Below are 18952 nucleotides of genomic sequence, written 5' to 3'. Positions count from 1 at the left end.
CGCCTTTGTTTATTTGCCTACATATTTGTACAATGCTCCTCGACTTCTTCCCAGGTATTGTAAAGCTCTACAATCCGGCTGTCCTCTTCCCCGTTGCCTGACTGTACGATGATAATTTCAAGCTCGGACACCGCCCGGATACTGTGCAGCGTCTTCATCGGGATATGAAGCACATTGCCTGCCTTCACCCGCATATAATTGCCGTTTTGTATGAACTCGCCCTCACCTTTTACGATCGTCCATACTTCTTCCCGGTTAATATGCAGCTGATAACTGATGTTGCGTCCCTCGAGTATCCCTACCCGCTTCGTCACAACAGCGCGGCCGTCATCGTAACGCTGATCATCCAGAATCCGTGCCCAGCCCCAGCTCCGCTCTTCGAACATCGGACCCTGATTATAGTTGATAAAGTCCTTCACCCTCGGACTGGCGCTTTTGTCCGCGACCAGAATCCCGTCGGGGCTGACAGCTACAACCACATTGGACAAACCGAGAATGGAGACCGGGATATCAATTTCATTAATAAGATTGGTATTTATACTGTCCTCGCTGATCATGCCTTTGCCGATCAGATGATTGCCCATCTCTTCCGTCAACGTATTCCAGGTACCAAGGTCCTTCCAGTAACCTTCATACGGACGGACTATGATCTGTTCCGTCCGCTCGACCACTTCGTAGTCGAAGCTGACCTTAGGAAGGGTATGATACGACCGGACTAACTCCTTATAATGGCGAGGCAGCCCCTTCTCCTCCAACAGCCCGATAAGAAAACCAAGCTTGAACGCAAATACGCCGCAGTTCCAGAGCGCATCATGCTGCTCAATCAGCTGAGCCGCACGTTCCTCCGATGGTTTCTCTTCAAATCGGTTCACCTTGCGGTAACCGGACTCTCCCGAGTGTACCGAAGGTACAATGTAACCATATTTCGAGGAGGGATAAGTAGGTCTCACTCCGATTAATGCCAGGTTGGCATCCGAATCCCTCAGCACCGTCTCCAACTGCTTCACTTCGTCAAAAAAACGGCTTTCGACATAAGGATCAACCGGCAGAATCGCAATCACTTCATCCAGACTCGTCTCTTGCTCCGAATAGAGATAAGCGGCAGTTAAAGCAATCGCCGCAAACGTATCCCTGCGCTCGGGCTCAATAATTAAAGGAACATGGCGGCCGATCTGATTATGCATCATCTCAATTTGTGATTTGCCGGTAGCAATATAGCTGCAATCAGCAAGTCCCCGCTCCGCAATTTGCCCCCATACCCGCTGCACCATGGATACAAGCTGGTGTTGCTCATCCTCGAGCACCTTCAGAAATTGCTTCGAGCGTGCATCATTGGAAAGAGGCCATAGCCTCTTCCCCGAGCCGCCGGATAACAGTACAAGCTTCATTCCAGACTCCTCCATTTCGCTCTCTCTCTAATAAGCGTTTTTGGAGCCGAACATGACCTTTACGGTGAGCAGAACCAGCTTCAGATCAAGCAGAAATCCCCGCTCCTCGATATACTTCAAGTCCAGCTCTACCATTTCATTAAAGCTGAGCTCGTTGCGTCCGCTGACCTGCCATAGGCCCGTGCAGCCCGGCTGCACCTTAAGGCGAAGCTTGTCGTAGCTGCTGTACTCCTGTACCTCACGGGGCAAGGCCGGACGAGGACCTACAAGCGACATATCGCCGCGGATGACGTTCCACAATTGGGGAAGCTCATCAATGCTCGTTTTGCGGATAAATTTGCCTACCTTTGTAATTCGGGGATCCTTCTTCATCTTGAACATGGCGCCTTCGATTTCATTGTGACTCAGCAGGCTCTCAAGCATCTCCTCCGCGTTATCAACCATGGAACGAAATTTGAACATTTTAAAGGTCTGTTCGTTACGCCCTACCCGGTTTTGATAGAAAAAGACAGAGCCTTTCGGGCTCTCCAGCTTGATTAATAAAGCAACAAGAAGAAAAAGCGGGGTGAGCAGAATGAGCCCTGCCATAGCGGCAATCAGGTCAAATCCGCGCTTGCCCATTAAATAAAGACGAAGAGACCGACGCTTGTAAGCAGTATATAGGGTTGCAGCATCAAAGGACGTTTCGAGATCATTGCGCTGAGGAGTCGGAGCCATATTACTATCACCTCAACCTGATCTTATTGGACTGCTCGCGCGTCATCATTTCTTCCATAGCGGCAAGCAGAGGAATTCGCAATTCATCATTTCGCAGGGCAAAATCAATCGTAGTCGTGATGAAGCCAAGCTTCTCGCCGACATCATAACGGATCCCTTCGAAATCGTAGGCATAAACACCTTGATACTCATTTAACTTCTGAATGGCATCCGTCAGTTGAATTTCTCCCCCGGCACCTTCCTCTTGATGCTCGAGGAAATCAAAAATTTCCGGAGTAAGAATATACCGTCCCATAATGGCCAGATTGGAAGGGGCCTGCCCTTTATTTGGTTTTTCTACAAATCGCTTTACCTGGTAAAGCCGGTCGAGTTTTTCAAGAGGGTCTACAATTCCATACCGGTCCGTCTGATCGTCTCTGACGGTCTGCACACCGATAACAGAGCGGTCTGTCCGCTCGTATTGCTCAATTAATTGCCTCACGCAAGGGACCGGCGACTGTACAATGTCATCGCCAAGAAGAACAGCAAACGGTTCATTGCCGATAAAATTACGAGCGCACCAGACGGCATGGCCTAATCCTCTTGCTTCTTTTTGCCGGATATAATGGATATCAACGTTCGAGGAGCGGCGAACCTCATCCAGCAGTTCAAACTTGCCTTTGCTGAACAGATTGTGCTCCAGCTCGAAGGCATGGTCGAAATGATCTTCAATGGCTCTCTTTCCTTTACCTGTGACGATGATAATGTCCTCGATACCAGATGCAATCGCTTCTTCCACAATGTACTGAATGGTTGGCTTGTCGACGATGGGCAGCATTTCTTTTGGCATCGCTTTTGTTGCCGGCAGGAACCGGGTTCCGAGTCCGGCGGCAGGAATAATAGCCTTTTTCACCTTGTTCATTACACTCTCACCCTCACCTATCCAATATAGTTTCTCTATAAATTACAAGCCCCGACTAAACGCCTAGGGCTGCCAAACCGTAGAAGCATCACTGATTAATAGTGGCGAATTTCGTTTCATTAAGGTCCTTTTTCATCATAATGGACGGTTTATTGTCCGTACCAAGATCATGCTTATTGATCTTATTAATCATGGCGAGTACTGGCACATCTAGAGTCTGCAGCATTTCGGATTCGCTCTTTATGGTGTCATCCAAATAATCCAGCAGGAAAATGATGCCGACGGCCAGCATGAGCGATACGATAAAACTGATTATTATATTTAGAATTGGACTGTTATTAACCGGCACAGGCTTATCGTTCTCGTTGGCCTTGTCTAGGATAGTGACATTATCGACCTGCATGATGTTGGGGATTTGCGCTTGGAATACTCCGGAGACCGCGTTTACGATTTGAGCCGCTTGTTTATAGGAGGAGCCTGTGTACATAATTTCCATGACTTGCGAGTCATCCGCGGAGGTGACCGTGACTTTGGAGGATAGCTGATCCGAGGTTACTCCCAGGCTTGCATTCTGCTCCACCACTTTATCCATTATGAATGCAGATTCAACGATTTTTTTATAGGAATTGATCAACATGACGTTGGATTGCAATAATCCAAGATTCAGTGTTTCTACGCCTGCTTGCTGCGGAGATTGATTGACGATGAGAGTAGCTTTCGCTTGATAGATCGGGGTGGTAAAAAAGAAGCTTTTAATTCCTGTTGCAATAACAGCGACAATGACGACGGCAGCAACTAACCACCATTTCTTCCACACAATATGGACATACTGCTTTAGCTCCACGCGCTTCCCTCCTGCAGCAATACTAGGTCTTGTGATACATATCGTATCTCTTATGTATTAATACTTTAAGATACGAAACGTATCGTGTCAATGCTTTTTTCATTTATTTTCATAACCCCGATACAGTTTGTAATGATAGGTTTAGACTGAAAAAAAGAAAAACCTCATGCAAGCGGTTTCCCGATGCATGAGGTTAAATACTAGATGAATAAGCTGGCTTATAGCTTTCTATCGCTCCAATCACTCAGGAATTTCGCAATTCCTGCATCGGTGAGAGGATGCTTCCAGAGGGACGGAAGAAGAGAGCCTGGAATCGTGGCGATATGAGCCCCGGCCAGTGCAGCCTGCTCGACATGGCCGATATGGCGGATGCTTGCCGCAATGATTTCCGCATGCATCCCGTAATTGTGAAGAATCGTCCGGAGATCCTTGATTAGTTCCATACCGTCCGAACCAATATCATCCAGACGTCCGACAAAAGGACTAATATAGGTTGCACCGGCTTTGGCAGCCATCAAGCCTTGAGCAGCCGTAAAGATAAGCGTGACATTCGTCTTAATGCCTTTCTCCGATAAGGCACGCGTCGCATACAAACCGTCTTCGGTCATCGGCAGCTTAACCACAATGTTTGGAGCCCATTCTGCAATATCAAAGGCTTCGATCAGCATCTCATCCGACGATGTCCCAATAACCTCCGCACTGATCGGACCATGGACAAAGCCGGCAATTTCCTGAATCACTTCTTTGAAATCGCGTCCTTCCTTCGCGATCAGAGAAGGATTGGTCGTTACTCCGTCGACAAGGCCCAGCCTTGCAATCCGTTTTATTTCCTCGATATTGGCCGTATCCAGGAAAAACTTCATAGTTGCCCGCCAAAAAACATCTGAATCTCGCGTTCCGCGCTTTCTACAGAATCGGAGCCGTGCACGATATTGCTCTCCACGCTTAGCGCAAAATCTCCGCGAATTGTACCGGCATCAGCATCCGACGGGTTCGTTCGACCGATTAACGCACGGGCATTTTTAACCGCGCCAGGGCCTTCCCAGACCATGGCGAAAGAAGGACCGGAAGTAATGAACTCGACAAGTTCGCCGAAGAACGGCTTCTCCGCGTGTTCGCTGTAATGGCGCTCTGCCAAAGGCGTATCGATCTCGATCAGCCTCGCCTGTATGAGCTTAAAGCCTTTGTGCTCGAATCTTGCTACTATGCTGCCAATTAATCCACGTTTCACACCATCGGGCTTTACCATGACAAAGGTTCGTTCCATTCCCATTCCTTCTTTCATTCCTAGTTTATTTGCGCAAAAGAGGTTTGTTCGGCAGATGATGCAGCGACTTCACGTACCGCACGGTACGGGTCTGCGCCCGCATCACCATCGAATGGGTCTCCGCCCGCTGGTCCGGCATATACCGAACTCCGCCGAGGAATTCACCGGGCGTTACGCCGGTTGCTGCGAAGATCACGTCTCCGGTGCCTACCATGTCGTTAATCGCCAATATTTTGCGAGGATCCGTCAGCCCCATAGACACGCAGCGTTCAAACTGCTCCTCGCTTTCAGGCATCAGCCTGCCTTGAATCTCGCCGCCCAGGCATTTAAGCGCGGCTGCCGCAAGCACGCCTTCTGGCGCCCCGCCCGAGCCTACATACAGATCGATGCCCGCTTCCGGAAAAGAAGGCGCAAGCGCTCCCGCAACGTCCCCATCCGATAAAAACTTGATGCGGACACCTGCTTCTCTCAGCTCGCGGGTCATATCCGCATGGCGTTCGCGGTCCAGGATCATAACAGTCAGGTCCGTGATCGGCTTATCTAACGCAAGTGCCGCCTTTTCCAGCGTAATGCGTATCGGGTCCTTCAGCGACAGCTTGCCCGCCAATTCCGGACCAACCGCCAATTTCTCCATATACATGTCTGGCGCGTGAAGGAGCTGGCCTTTTCCCGCAACGGCAAGTACAGCCATCGCATTGTTCAGGCCTCTGGCAACAATCTCCGTCCCTTCGAGCGGATCTACTGCCACATCGACCTCCGGCCCTAACATGCTGCCAACCTGTTCACCGATGTAAAGCATCGGTGCTTCATCCATCTCGCCTTCACCTATTACTACCGTACCACGGATTGATACCGTATCAAACATGCTCCGCATCGCTTCGGTTGCTGCGCCGTCGGCGCTGTTCTTGTCTCCCCGGCCCATCCAAGGGGAGGCGGCAAGCGCCGCAAGTTCCGTGACTCGAACAAGCTCTAAAGACAATTCGCGTTCTAACATAATTGGGCATCCTCTCATACGTATTGCCATTTTTATGCAATAAATACGTTGGCGGCGCTTTTTTTGTTATGGATAATCAAGATAATTGCTCAATAATAAGTCCTGCTGTCTCTTCAATCGCCCGATTCGTAACATCTATAACCGGGCAGCCTAATGCCTCCATCACGCTGGATGCATAGGCCAGCTCTTCCATAATGCGCTCCTTTGAAGCATATTGCGCGGACTCCGGGAGACCAAGCGTCTTAAGGCGCTCGGTCCGAATGTGCAGCAAATGCTCCGGCTGCATCGTAAGCCCGACAATAAGTCTGCCAGGTGCCGGCACCAGCTCCGCAGGCGGTCTTACCTCCGGCATTAACGGCAGATTTGCCGTCTTAATGCCTTTATGGGACAGGAAGATGCTCAGCGGTGTCTTGGAGGTGCGTGATACGCCAATCAGGACGACCTGGGCCTGCATCAGCCCTCGGGCGTCTTTGCCGTCGTCATATTTGACCGCAAATTCAATAGCATCCATCCGGCGGTAATAATCATCATCGATAGAATGAAGCAGTCCCGGCTTGCGCTTCGGCGAGCTGCCGAACGTATCTACAAACGCCTGCATCATCGGGCCCATCACATCGACCGCTCTTACTCCCCAGCGGAAGGACTCCTCCTTCATCAGCTCGCGCAGCTCCGGCTGAACAAGCGTATAGCTGATAAAGCCTCCGGTTCTGGCCGCTTCCGCGACAATCTGGATAACTTCCTCTTCGGTCTTCACATGGCCAAACCGTTTAATTTTGACATGATCGGATGCGAATTGCCGCAGTGTCGCTTTCGCGACGGCCTCCGCGGTCTCCCCTACCGCATCTGAACAAACGTAGATGATTTGCTCTGACATATGCTCCTAATCCCCCAGTTCCGCAGCTGTTGCAATATCCGACATAAGCCGGATAATGTTCGATTTCGATACCCATCCGCTAATATCCGGTCCGCCTTCTCCAGGTACAATGACCGGCAGGCAGTCAACTTGATGGAGCATCATCTTTCGAATCGCATCCGAAACGGATTCTTCAGGAACAAGCGTGACGATATTCGGGTAACGCGTCATGACCATGCTGACCGGAACGGACACGGCACCGGCGTTTCCGAGCGTCATTTTGAGCAGATCCTTTGGCGTCACGATACCTGCGAGCTTCTTCTGTTCATTAACGACCAGCAGCGTATTGGCGTTTTCGGTGAACAACGTGATGACCGCATCATGGACGGACAACATCTCCGGGATATTGACCGGAACCCCTTGAATCTCCTGTACCTTGATATTGTCGAAGCGCTGCCGCGCTGCCGTATCATCGGTTGCACGGTAAGCTTCGCCGAGAAAATACCCAACCTTCGGCTTCGCATCCAGAAGGTTCAGCATCACAAGCAGCGACAAGTCCGACCGCAGCGTCGGACGGCTGACGCCCATATATTCCGCAAGCTGTTCCCCTGTAATGGGCGCATGCTTTTTAACTAGCTCTAGCAGTTCTAGCTGGCGATTCGATAGCTGGATAACGATTCACCCTCTCATCCTTTTTATTACACATATTTACCTATATATCCATCATTATTCGGAAATAATATAACACATATATATTTAAGACACAATATATGTTCGCTCATGTTTTAATTGTGCTCTATTTATGGGCGATAAGCCATCATACATGAGACAATATGAAAGACAGCCTCCCCGATGTTATCGGAGAAGCTGTCTTCTCTTCTTCTTCAATATTAGGCCTATTATTCCAGGCACAGCTGAACGAGATCATTCACATCGGCCGTTGCTAGACATACGGTGGTGTCAGCGGCACCATAATAGATTTTGACCTCGCCTGTTTCTTCTAGAATCATCCCGCCGGGGAAAATCACGTCGTTGCGGAAGCCTCCCTCCACCTCATAGCTCGCTTCCGGCGACAGGAGAGGCGTTCTGCTCATGCCAACGATTCGGCTTGGATGATGGAGATCGAGCAGCATAATACCCGCTGTATACCGTTTCTTCCAGGAGGGCTCCCAGCCGTTCTTGCCTCTTGCCTGATCGATATCAACAGCGTGGAACGTTGTAAGCCAGCCCCGGCTCGTCCATATGGGAGGCGCTGCCGGTCCCACCTTGTCGTTGGCGAATGGAACATGCTCAACCGCCAGCAATAATTCCGAGCCGCCCCAATGCTTCAGATCCGGTGATTCGGAGACCCATGTATCAAACCGGTCTACGCCTCCACGGCTGTAGATGGTAAACGGTCTCTCCAGCCGCACATATTTCCCCCCGATCTTCTCCGGAAACAATACCATGTTGCGAAGATCCGGCGTAGACAGGCTCAGAATTTCGAACCGCTCGAAATCGTCCGTTACAGCGATACCACCCCTTATGCCATGCTTTGTATCAACTGCAAAGCACATATAGCAGCGGCCGTCCAGAACCGTGAGTCTCGGATCATAAGCCCGAATAATCTCTTCATCGTGCAGCCTAAAGATTGGCTTCGTTCCGACTTCCCAGCGGATGCCATCGGAGCTGTAGGCAATGCCAAGATCGGTCGTCGAATGAGGGGCAAGACTTTGTTCTTCCACGGAGCCATAATCGTTACGGAATACCATCACGTATTTCCCATTGAACTTGGTCACGCCGGCATTAAACGTCAGTGCCGTCGGATACGGAACATTGCCGGCACTGAGAATCGGATTGCTCGCGTGCCGATGAATAAAAGAGCTGGATTTGAATAGCTCTGCTGCGGGTATATACATTACTCGATCGTCTCCTTCGTTGCGACTTCCACCTCGAAGTCCATCATCAATCCATAATCGATCAAATCAAATCCTTCCGCCAGCGGCGGACCATAAGCCGGCGTGCGCTTCCAGAAGGAAGGCCAGGCAACATTTCGCGGTTTGGAAGGATCGAAATGGGGTCCAAGCAGGTTCCTGAAACCGCCCGCCAGTCTGACCATAATCTCGTTGTCCGCACCCGGGATGACCCGGTCGGTTATATCAAGCTCCTGACTTCGGTCCAGACCGAGCATTCCCGCAACTTCTCCGTTAACATGCACCGTTACAATACTCCCCCGCCATTCCTTCATACGAATAGTCGTCTGAAGAGCCGATGCAGGTACATTCACTATCTTGCGATAATTGACCGCCGAGCCATAGAATGGATGTCCTTGATTTTTCCACGAGCCAATTCCCAGTGTCGATGGTCTGTCGATAATCCATTGGCCGTCAGCATCAATTACGCTGAATTTGCCCGTCAAGTACACCGCTTCGATCTCCATATGAATAGAAAATGGCCGCCCTTCAAGCTGGATGACATTCTCTCCTTCCCTCACCAATGCCGATATATCCGCCTGCCCCATATGCACATCAAGTCTGCTGTTGCCGGACCTGATCTCGACCTTCAGCCCATTTACGGAAATACGGTAAAGCTCGGGACGTTCTACTATTAGAGCTAACTGATCCGGCAATCCTTTTGACCCGATGCGGAAGCGGTATTCCACGATGATGCCCGTCCGCTTGTCAAAATCCTCTTCCCGGTCAAGCAGCCGTCTCTTGAACTGTATGCCATTATCCCACGGATTGGATGGAAACCCGTGATGCTCGAACGCTAACCGGCCCGCTTGAAGCGCGCTGATTCCAGCATAAGTATTCGTCCCAACGGTCAAATCGCAATAGAGAATAGGCATGATATTATCTTCTTCAGGCTCTATGATAAGTTGAGTTCCTTCTAATTGTTGATGGGTGAACTTAGAATTAGCAGCTTCAGAGCCGCTGACGATAGGCTCGGCATAACCAGCTTCCTCCGTATAAACCCGAAGCAGCAATGAGCCAGAGCCGGGTAATCGGACATGTATGGCGGTAAGCCTTTGTCCTTCCGCGTCTTCTGTCACGTTCCCGGTTGAGGTAATCTCTCCACGGAAAGGATCCAACACCTCAATACGACCTCCATGCCGAAGGAGCAACTCATCCTCAAATTCGTGTATAGAGCTGTTCGCAAAAAACAGCGTCATGCTGCCATCGTCCAATTCTCTTCGCAGATGAGCGAGCCGGGGATGCTCCGCACGACCAGACCGCCACAGCAGCGTTGGACAAAGCCGGCTTCTTATACCATTATCCAGTGCTTGGAGGCTGTCCGCCTGCAGCCAGCCCAAATGTCCGGTTAACTGCTCGGAATGCCAAGCTTCGCCATCCAGCCTTTCCGGTATCGCCCCATAGGATAACGTTAATCCGTTCATATTCATAAACTGCTCAAGCAAGGAAACGGTAGTGCGTTTCATGTTCAACATCGCCGGGGGCACAATAACCGCCTCATACGCCCGATTCGCGATCACAAACTTGCCGCCTTCGGCCGATCCATGCCGTTCTATAATCGTTTCGTCTCCAAAGTCGAAATCCCAGCCGCGATCAGCCAGCCACTGCGTCAGTTCCCGTGTCCTCTCGACTCCAAGTTTGTAGGCATCATTTGACTCCAAGTCCTTTGGCGCGAACAAATACGAGGACGTCGTCGGATTCAGGACTAGAATGCGGTTACGGGTCTTCCCCTCAGCGAGAATCGATGACACTCTAGCAAAATAGTCCGCAAGCGTCTTCCATTCTTCCCACCACGGCTGGCGCCAATCAAAGGATTGCGGATGGTCCCGCTTGCGCGCACCTATGATGGACGATTGTGTGAAATGCGGCGTTAAGGCATTGATTCCATGTGCATACAGCCAATCTCCGATCCGTTTGTAATCCTCAAACGAGGAATCCCACCCGCCTGCACCAAAGGCTTCGCATAACACGCGGTCCCGATCAAATTGATTAGCGGCGCTCTGCGCTTCACGGATGCAGACAAGCATATGCGCCGAGTTATCCGGCGACTTGCGATCCGGACGGTGCATCTCGGACCTCAGCATATCGATAGCCGGCCAATGCATGTATTCATACATCGACATGACAGAAGGTGAAGACCGGTTAAACGGATGCGGCCAGTTATGCTCCACATAGTGGCCGGTATAAGCCAAGTTGTTGCGCTCGCACCATTCCGAGATCGGGCGGACCGAATTGTCCGTCCATAACGCCTGCAGCGTGCAATAGTAATCGTAACGCACGAGACGCGGATCCTTTGGTTTTAAAGGGTATATGGCCTCCTCGAAAAGACAAGGCAAATAGTCGAATAACGAATAGCCATTGCGCTTCTCGAACTCGCCTGCAAACCAATACGTAAAGGGCAGGAACGTCGCCCCGTCTTGAAACAGGTTGCCTGGCGAAATTTCCGGTTCGTCCGTAAATAGCGCCGGAATAACGCTGCCGAAGTGTTCCCCGAACCGTTCGCGGTAAGCCTCATGCGTCGTCTCCAGGAAGCGGCGCGTAACCTCCGGCCGCAGCACATCCGCATAAGCGAAACCGCCAAGCCAGCCGTTTGCTTCAGGTGTTCCAAGCTCGAACAGCCAGAAGAAATCGCCATGCTGCTCCCATTCCGAAACGGGAAGCAGCGTCACATCGCGCGCTATGATCCAGCTGTCTTGCTCCGCAGCATGAAGCATGGCGAAGGCGCGAATCGGATGACCAGGGATAGTTAGCATCAGCGACTGATGCCTCCCGAGTTCGGCGAGCTGATCCCGGCCGTAGCTTGTGTAATGCACACAGTTCGCGAGGCAATCCGGCAATTCAGAAGGCACATGTCCTCCTGCAAAGCCGGAAGGATACGAATTCTCGTCGTAAATGGACAGCTGCAGGCCAAGAGCCTTTGCTTCATCCAATGCCGCTCTCCACAGCTCGAACCAGGCCTCGGACAAATATTCAATGGTCAGCCCTGGTCTCGGGTGAGCAAACGCTCCCCCAAAGCCGTGGGAAGCCAGTTCTCTGAGCTGCTGCCGGGCACGCTCCGGTGTTAGGTCATCGTTCCACACCCAGAAGGCGATAGGCCGATGTTCGTTCAACGGCTCCTTAAACTTTTCCATGCGTCTGTTGTTCATCATCCCTTAATCGCTCCTGCCGTAATTCCGTTTATGATAAACCGTTGTGCCAGTAAGTAGATCACAACCATCGGAAGCACAATCATGCAGATTCCTGCAAACAACAGCGACCAGTCGTTACTGTACATCCCTTGGAATTTCGATATTTGCACGGTAATGGTCATCTTCTTGTCATCGGGCAGGAACAGCACCGGCATGAGGAAATCGTTCCAGACCGAGAACAGATTAAGCACGCATAGCGTCGTTAGCGCCGGCTTGAGTAAAGGCAAGACGATGCGGAAGAACGTCTGGAAGATTCCGCAGCCATCGATGAGAGCTGCTTCCTCCAGCTCACGCGGTACGCTCTTGATAAAGCCAACAAGCAAAAACACGGAAAATGGAGCGGTTAACGCTAAATAAATCATCATGATGCCGTGGTAAGAGTTATATAGACCGAGGTCGACCATCATTTTGTACAGCGGAATCATCGTCATCTGGAACGGAATAATCATTCCCGCCAGAAAAAGCATGTACAGGAACGAATGGAATCGGTTCTTCCGCCTGACGATTGCGTAAGCGGCCATGGAAGTCATCGCGGCACTAAGCACGACAGATACACAAGCGATTAGAACGGTATTGCTGACTGATCTGAAATAATGCATCGTATCGTACGCTGTCGCAAAAAACTGGAATGTAATTTCCTTTGGAAATCCAAACGGATTAACAGCCAGCTCCGGCTTGCTCTTCACCGCGCTGAATACGACAAGTATAATCGGATAAATCTCGATGAGGGCAGCAAGCCACAAGAGACCCATGCCGATGATCGCTGTTGTACGGGACAAATAGCTTCTCACATCTCTACCTCCCTTCTGCGAAGAAGGGTAACCATCGTAACCGATAAGAGCAGAATGCAGAGGAACAGGACAATCGACAGAGCTGATCCGTATCCCCACTCGATGCCATTGTAGAAGCCAACCTTATAGATAGTTGAAGCGATGGATTCCGTCGCAAATCCCGGGCCTCCGCCTGTAAGCGAGTAAATCTGGTCAAATAATTTCAAATTGCCGATCAGGCACAGAATCATGTTAATCGTGAACGAAGGAGCGATAAGCGGAAACGTGATGCTCGCGAATTTTCTCCATCTCGAGGCACCTTCTACATCGCTGTATTCATACAAATCTCGTGGCACGCCCTGCAAGCCTGCAATATAGATCACCATCGAAAAACCGAGATTCTGCCAGCTGGACACGAAGACGATCATCCATCTCGCCACGGAAGGATCGCCAAGCCAGCTCATCTTCAAAGCGTCCAGATGAAGAAATTCGAGTACGTTATTCAAGGCACCGATATTCGGCTCCAGGATGAATCCCCATACGTAACCCATGACGAGTCCGCTGAAAATATGAGGCATAAAGAACATCGTCCGCAGGGCATTGACGCCCCGAAAAGCACGAACGAGAAGCAGTGCGGCAAGCAGCCCTAAGCCATTCTGTACTATCGTGATCGATACCGTGTACTGCAGCGTGTTTCGGAAGGATGCCAGAATCAGGCGATCCTGGAACATCGCGCGAAAGTTGTCTAATCCAATAAACGTGCTCGTAACGCCGTCCCAATCCGTAAGCGAATAATAAGTTGCGCTTAACGTCGGAAGGAGCAGGAAAATCAGGTAGAACAGCAACGCCGGGAGCACGAATAGGAGCCATATGCCGTTTATTTTCCATTTTTGCCGAAGGTTTGTTTGCATCTCTCCTACTGCCTTTCTCTCCCCGGGTATAGGAAAACCGGCGCGCTCTTAATCTCACGCGCCGGTTTTCACCCTGGAGCTTGTTGTATTATTTACTTAGCGCTTTAGCATTCGCGTCATCCAGATCGCTGATGAACTGATCAATCGTTGTTCCGTCGGCAACAAGAGACTGCAGGTTCTGCGCGATGTTGAACGTCGAGCCGGAAGGGAAATAATAGCCGTTCGACCCAAGCCAATCCGGCTGTACAATACCTGCAGCCATCGCATCCTGTACGTCCTTCAGGAATGGATCGTTTGTCTGCACCTTCGAGCTCGTCGGAATACCTTTCAGATCATCAACGACAAGTGCCTGAATCTCCGGGCTCAAGTAATACTGCATGGCAAGCTTTGCCGCATCCACATGCTTGGAATTCGCGCTTATCATCATGCCGTTATCGGCGCTTGTAGGCACTACGGTCTTCTCGCCAGCAGCGTTAAGCGGCAGAGGGAAATATCCGATTTCCGCTTCCGGACTTGCGTTCTTCATGTTCGTGAACTGCCAGGTGCCTGTAATGAACATCGCGGTTTTGCCAAGCGCGACCTGTTCGGCCGCTACGTTCGGATCCGTGCCCAGAATGCCCTCCTGGTAGTACCCTTTGTCTCTCCATTCTTGCTGAAGCTGCAATACCTTCGTCATATCCTCCTTGATCTCGCTATACTTCATGGAACCATCGGCGAGCTTCTTGCGGATCTCCATGTCCTTCGCGTTCACGTATTGGCCAAACGCAATGAATGGAATAATCTGCACCTGAGTTAGCGACTTGAAGGCCGCTTCGATTGGCGGGATGCCTGCCGCCTTGAACTTATCAGCCACAGCCGTAAACTCATCGATATTCGTTGGGATTGTAATACCTTTGTCCGTAAACGTCTTCTTGTTGTACAACACGCCCAGTGCGTTAGAGGTTACCGGCACATAGTAGAGCTTGCCCGATGTATTCTCTTTGCGGTCAGTAATGACGGATGGCATGAAGTCTGCGATTTCAGGCAGATCGGACAGATCAACAAAGTCCTCCGGTTTGATTGCCACCTTCTCGAAGCTCATAAACAGGTTGCGGTCGATGCCATGCGTCATTACAAGATCAGGCATGTCGTTCGCCGCGTACTTCGTCTTGAACGCAGCCGGATAGTTATCGCTTGGTACATTCTGCATGTTAATCGTAATGTTGTATTTATCCTTCAAGCCTTTGATCCACGCATCGGTCGATTTGCCCATCGTCGCGTAGTTCCATGTCAGATAGCTTAAGGTGACGGGCTCTTGCTCTTCCTTCGGATCGGAAGCATTGCTGGCCGGCGCGTTGCTGGCCGTGTTTGCCGATGGAGATTGGCTGGGTTTCGAATTGCCATTGTCGTTGTTGCCGCATGCCGCGACAGGTAAAGCGAGCATGGCGAGTGCCAGGGAAAGCATAAGCGGTTTTTTGACGTGTAACATGCATGACCCTCCTTTGTATTTAACACGCGGCTATTTGCGGCCGCTGCTTTATGTTCCTCATTATAGATGGACATCGCTCCGTAATCAGTCCACGCATTTTACTAGTTGAGGTGCACTTTTTTTACTGGAGCATGCGGAATAAAAAAAAGATCCCTTCTTGGCGAAGGAATCCCGGCCGCTCAGCCGCCGCCAAAACTCAGGCCTTGCGATTTCGGTATTCGGTTGGCGTGCAGCCGTAATGCTCCTTGAATTTTTTGAAAAAATACTTCTCGCTCATATAACCGGTCATCTCCGAGACAGCGCTCATTTTGAGCGTTGGGTCCTTGAGCAATCTCGTTGCAGCTTCCAGCCGAAGGGTATTCACATAATCATTAAACGTCTGGCCCGTCTCGTTCTTGAAAATACGCGACAAGTATGCGGGATTGAGGAAATAGCGTTCTGCAACACCGCCCAGCGTAATCTCTTCATGGAAATGCGTACCCAAGTATTCCACAATCTCTTCCACGCCTCTGTAAGAGCCTGTCTTCTTCCGCGAAGAAAGGTAATCAATTGCCGCTATTACAATTCGCTGAACATCCGCGCTCAGCTCATCAACCGTAAGCCGCGTGCTCCTGATTGTATTCTCTGCATTCCCGATCCCAAGCCCGTTAATCGATGCCTGATAGGGGCTTAATGCCTGATTAATTGCAAAGATAAGCCCAAGTGCCGTACTCCGTATACTCTGCGGGTGCAAGGCAGCATTCCTCTTCATCTCCTCGAACAGCCCCGCCACAAGTGCTACAGCCTGCCCTTTGTACTGATTGCCGACATAATATAGAAGCGCCTTCTCCTTGTCGTTCGGGTAAATATAATATTCGTTCCGGCTGCTCACTTCGTCGAAATGGGTTACCCGGCTTGCATGCACCAGCTCTGCATTCTGGACGGCCTCACACGCCTGGACATAAGAACGATGAATATCCGTCAATTCCGTAAATTCGCGGCCGATGCCGATGTTGAGCTCAAACTGCGTTGCCTGCTTCACCGTATCAATGATTAACCGGCAATCTTCATAAAGGGAAGCCATATTGGTCTGATCCTCTTCCTCGTCCAGGCCTTTTAGCAGGATCAGTTCATTGTCTTTTCCGATATTTCTGAATAGGATTGTTCTCGGATATTTGCGAAACAGTTCGCCAATAACGTTGGCCAGCACAAAGTGGGCCAGATCCTTATCCTGCTTGTACCGCCGGGCAGATATTTCTCCGAAATTCGCCACCTCGATTGCCAATACAGCCGTTCTCGGCCAATCCAGCAGAATGTCATGCCTGCGCAAAGCATTCTCAATCTCCTTGGAATCGGAAGCTGTACTCGTAACGAGCCGGGTCAGAACCTTCTCCTTTGAGAGCAGCTCGCTCAAGTTCGCCTTCCGGTACAAATCTACATAATCTGCCTGCCTTTCCCTTTCATGAAGGAGTTTATCAACGGCGCGCTCCAGCGCTGACATTAAAGGCTCTGTCTCGATCGGCTTCAGTATATATTCGAACGCTCCAAAGCTGAGCGCCTTGCGCGCATATTCGAAGTCGGAGTAGCCGCTGATCACGATAATCAGCACATGGGGAAATTCGGCGTGCAGCAGTTCCATTAACTGGATACCATCCATCGCAGGCATTCGGATATCGGTAATAACGATATGCGGCTTGCGCTCGCGGATCAGCTCCATCGCGGAGATGCCGTTTCTCGCTTCTCCCGCCAGCTCAATGCCAAGGGCCTTCCAATCCGCCTGCTTACACAGGCTTATCCGCGTCCATTCCTCGTCATCTACAATAAGCGCTCTAATCATCGCAATCGATTGCCTCCTTTTAGCCGGTTACCGGCAGATCAATGATCACCCGTGTCCATTCGCCCGGCGAGCTTTCGACCGTAATGCCGTACTCATGGCCATAAATAATCTGAATTCGTTTATGAATGTTCTTCAAGCCAACCCGATTATGACGGTACTTTTCTTCGGAAAAGGATTCCTCACCGAGTTCCCTATCCTCTCGTAAGCTGCGCATCAGGCGCTCCAATTGCTCATTCGTCATGCCAATTCCGTTATCCAAAACCTGGATACGCACGCTATCCTCCAAACGGGAGCCAGACAGCCGGATGCTGCCGTTGTCTCCCTTTGGTTCAATGCCGTGAACAATCGCGTTCTCCAGAATGGGCTGGAGGATAAGCTTGATAATCGTGCAGTCATAGATATCCTCATCGAGGCTTAATTCGTAATCAAGATATTCCCGGAACCTGATTTTCTGAATTTGCAGGTAGCATACCGCGTTCTCCAGCTCTTCGCGGATCGTTACGGTTCGCTGCTTCATATCGATATTGTACCGGAGCATTCTTGCAAGATTGCTGGAAGCGGCGCTGATCTCCGGCACTTCATTTACGATTGCCATTCCGTTGATGGTCTGCAGCGTGTTGAACATAAAGTGGGGATTCATCTGCGATTGAAGATATCGGAATTCAGCATCCTGCCTAGCGAGTGCCTCTTCGTATTTCTCCTCGATCAACTGTTTGATCGTCTTGACCATGGAGTTAAAGCTGAATACGACCTGTCCAAGCTCATCACTCGTTGGCGGCTCCAGGTCAATGTTGAAATTGCCCTGCTTCACTTGTACGATCCCTTGCTTCAACGTGTGAATCGGCTTGAACAGCCGCTTGGAAAACAGATAAGCAATCACGATTGTGATTAAGAGGGCTACCGCGGCCAAAGCAAGGCTGAACAGCAGCAGCTTGTCCCTGTCCTTCTGAATTTCGGAGAAAGGAGTCAGCGTAAGCGACTTCCAGCCCGTAATACCGATCGTGCCGTAGGTCAGCAAATATTTCTTCCCGTCGACCCGCAAGTTCAGCATGCCTTGAGGCGAGGATGCCACCTTGCTCCGCGCTTCTTCACTTAACCCCTCCCCGCTGCTTAGCGGACCATCCGCGAACAATGTCTCCCCGCCACCGTCCAGAATCATGACACCGGTTTCAGAGCTCAAATCAGCTTTGTCCACGATTGATTGAATCGCATCCATAGACAGATCAATCAGAATAACGCCGTAAGAATCATCTTTGTTTGTATCGAAACGCTTCAGAATACGAGAGAAGGAGATGACCTTCTCGGCATCGTGCAATTGGAAAGGATCATGCGGCGCGGAAATGATCGTGCTGCCGCCTGCCGCAACGGTCTGAACAAACCAGTCATCCTGCTGCGGATTATAATCGGGGTCAACGATTCCGTTCACCGCATAGGAGATCTGTTTGCTAGGGGAGACGTAGATATAGATACTATTAAAATCCGGCCGGAGATTGAGCAGCCGTTGATAGAAGGTCTGGGTTAATTGCAGAGTACGGTATTCATCTGTCAGGCCGCTATATTCGGTCGACGAGAGGAAGTTTGAATTTTCCGAGTCCAGGTCGTTATAAATGGACATGATAATCCGATCCACTTGGTCAAGGTTCGACTTGAAGCCTTCATCGATCCCCTTTACTAGCCGGGAAGCATTTTCGGAGGCCTGTTTTTCATAAATGTTCTGAGAATAGGTATAAGAAGCGAACAAGCTGAGGGCAAGAATAAGGAGTACAATAACAATTACGCCGTAGAAAAATTTATTGAAAACGCTAAGGCTGGAGATTGATCGAGTCAATTGCCTCATGCCAGTTTCCCCCTAGGTCCTTCGATCCGTTTTGATATCAACATAA

General features: G+C 50.5%; 16 protein-coding genes. All 16 read right to left on the bottom strand.

Annotated features, from left to right (window positions below; all coding sequences use genetic code 11):
- Positions 1-17 precede the first annotated feature (17 nt).
- Complete coding sequence (locus tag BM200_RS14185) at positions 18-1388, bottom strand: sugar phosphate nucleotidyltransferase (RefSeq protein ID WP_091186553.1); 1371 nt, start codon at positions 1386-1388, stop codon at positions 18-20.
- Positions 1389-1415: 27 nt separating this feature from the next.
- A complete protein-coding gene (locus tag BM200_RS14180) occupies positions 1416-2105 on the bottom strand; it encodes a sugar transferase (RefSeq protein ID WP_091186550.1) in 690 nt (229 codons plus the stop codon).
- Between the two features lie 7 nt (positions 2106-2112).
- A complete protein-coding gene (galU, locus tag BM200_RS14175) occupies positions 2113-3006 on the bottom strand; it encodes a UTP--glucose-1-phosphate uridylyltransferase GalU (RefSeq protein ID WP_091186548.1) in 894 nt (297 codons plus the stop codon).
- Positions 3007-3094: 88 nt separating this feature from the next.
- Positions 3095-3850, bottom strand: a complete 756-nt coding sequence (locus BM200_RS14170; RefSeq protein WP_091186545.1) for a YveK family protein — start codon at positions 3848-3850, stop codon at positions 3095-3097.
- Between the two features lie 218 nt (positions 3851-4068).
- A complete protein-coding gene (gene fsa, locus BM200_RS14165) occupies positions 4069-4713 on the bottom strand; it encodes a fructose-6-phosphate aldolase (RefSeq protein ID WP_091186544.1) in 645 nt (214 codons plus the stop codon).
- On the bottom strand, positions 4710-5117 hold the full coding sequence (gene ndk, locus BM200_RS14160) for a nucleoside-diphosphate kinase (RefSeq protein WP_091186541.1): 408 nt from the start codon (positions 5115-5117) through the stop codon (positions 4710-4712). The genes fsa and ndk overlap by 4 nt, the downstream gene beginning before the upstream one ends.
- 25 nt (positions 5118-5142) lie before the next feature.
- A complete protein-coding gene (glpX, locus tag BM200_RS14155) occupies positions 5143-6111 on the bottom strand; it encodes a class II fructose-bisphosphatase (protein WP_091186539.1) in 969 nt (322 codons plus the stop codon).
- Positions 6112-6187: 76 nt separating this feature from the next.
- Positions 6188-6985, bottom strand: coding sequence for a pyruvate, water dikinase regulatory protein (locus tag BM200_RS14150; protein ID WP_091186537.1), 798 nt, complete (start codon positions 6983-6985; stop codon positions 6188-6190).
- Positions 6986-6991: 6 nt separating this feature from the next.
- Positions 6992-7609 carry a CBS domain-containing protein gene (locus BM200_RS14145; RefSeq protein WP_091186535.1) on the bottom strand — a complete coding sequence of 206 codons (618 nt, stop codon included), beginning with the start codon at positions 7607-7609 and terminating at the stop codon, positions 6992-6994.
- 254 nt (positions 7610-7863) lie between these two features.
- On the bottom strand, positions 7864-8862 hold the full coding sequence (locus BM200_RS14140; protein ID WP_091186533.1) for a glycoside hydrolase family 130 protein: 999 nt from the start codon (positions 8860-8862) through the stop codon (positions 7864-7866).
- Positions 8862-12065, bottom strand: a complete 3204-nt coding sequence (locus BM200_RS14135; RefSeq protein ID WP_091186531.1) for a glycosyl hydrolase — start codon at positions 12063-12065, stop codon at positions 8862-8864. The genes BM200_RS14140 and BM200_RS14135 overlap by 1 nt, the downstream gene beginning before the upstream one ends.
- On the bottom strand, positions 12062-12895 hold the full coding sequence (locus tag BM200_RS14130; protein ID WP_091186528.1) for a carbohydrate ABC transporter permease: 834 nt from the start codon (positions 12893-12895) through the stop codon (positions 12062-12064). Before BM200_RS14130 ends, BM200_RS14135 begins: the two co-directional genes overlap by 4 nt.
- The gene (locus BM200_RS14125) at positions 12892-13785 is read right to left on the bottom strand and encodes a carbohydrate ABC transporter permease (protein ID WP_091186526.1); all 894 of its coding nucleotides are present in this window, start codon (positions 13783-13785) and stop codon (positions 12892-12894) included. Before BM200_RS14125 ends, BM200_RS14130 begins: the two co-directional genes overlap by 4 nt.
- 88 nt (positions 13786-13873) lie before the next feature.
- Positions 13874-15253 carry an ABC transporter substrate-binding protein gene (locus tag BM200_RS14120; protein WP_091186524.1) on the bottom strand — a complete coding sequence of 460 codons (1380 nt, stop codon included), beginning with the start codon at positions 15251-15253 and terminating at the stop codon, positions 13874-13876.
- Positions 15254-15449: 196 nt separating this feature from the next.
- Positions 15450-17069 carry a response regulator gene (locus BM200_RS14115; protein ID WP_091186521.1) on the bottom strand — a complete coding sequence of 540 codons (1620 nt, stop codon included), beginning with the start codon at positions 17067-17069 and terminating at the stop codon, positions 15450-15452.
- Between the two features lie 19 nt (positions 17070-17088).
- Positions 17089-18906 (bottom strand): cache domain-containing sensor histidine kinase, encoded by a 1818-nt coding sequence (locus BM200_RS14110; RefSeq protein ID WP_091186519.1) that lies wholly within the window; start codon positions 18904-18906, stop codon positions 17089-17091.
- Positions 18907-18952 lie beyond the last annotated feature (46 nt).

It is taken from the genome of Paenibacillus catalpae, from assembly GCF_900112695.1.
In the GTDB taxonomy this organism is placed as follows: Bacteria; Bacillota; Bacilli; order Paenibacillales; family Paenibacillaceae; genus Pristimantibacillus; species Pristimantibacillus catalpae.
Note: the sequence above shows the minus strand (reverse complement) of the source record. Positions and strands in the feature narration are given on the sequence as shown.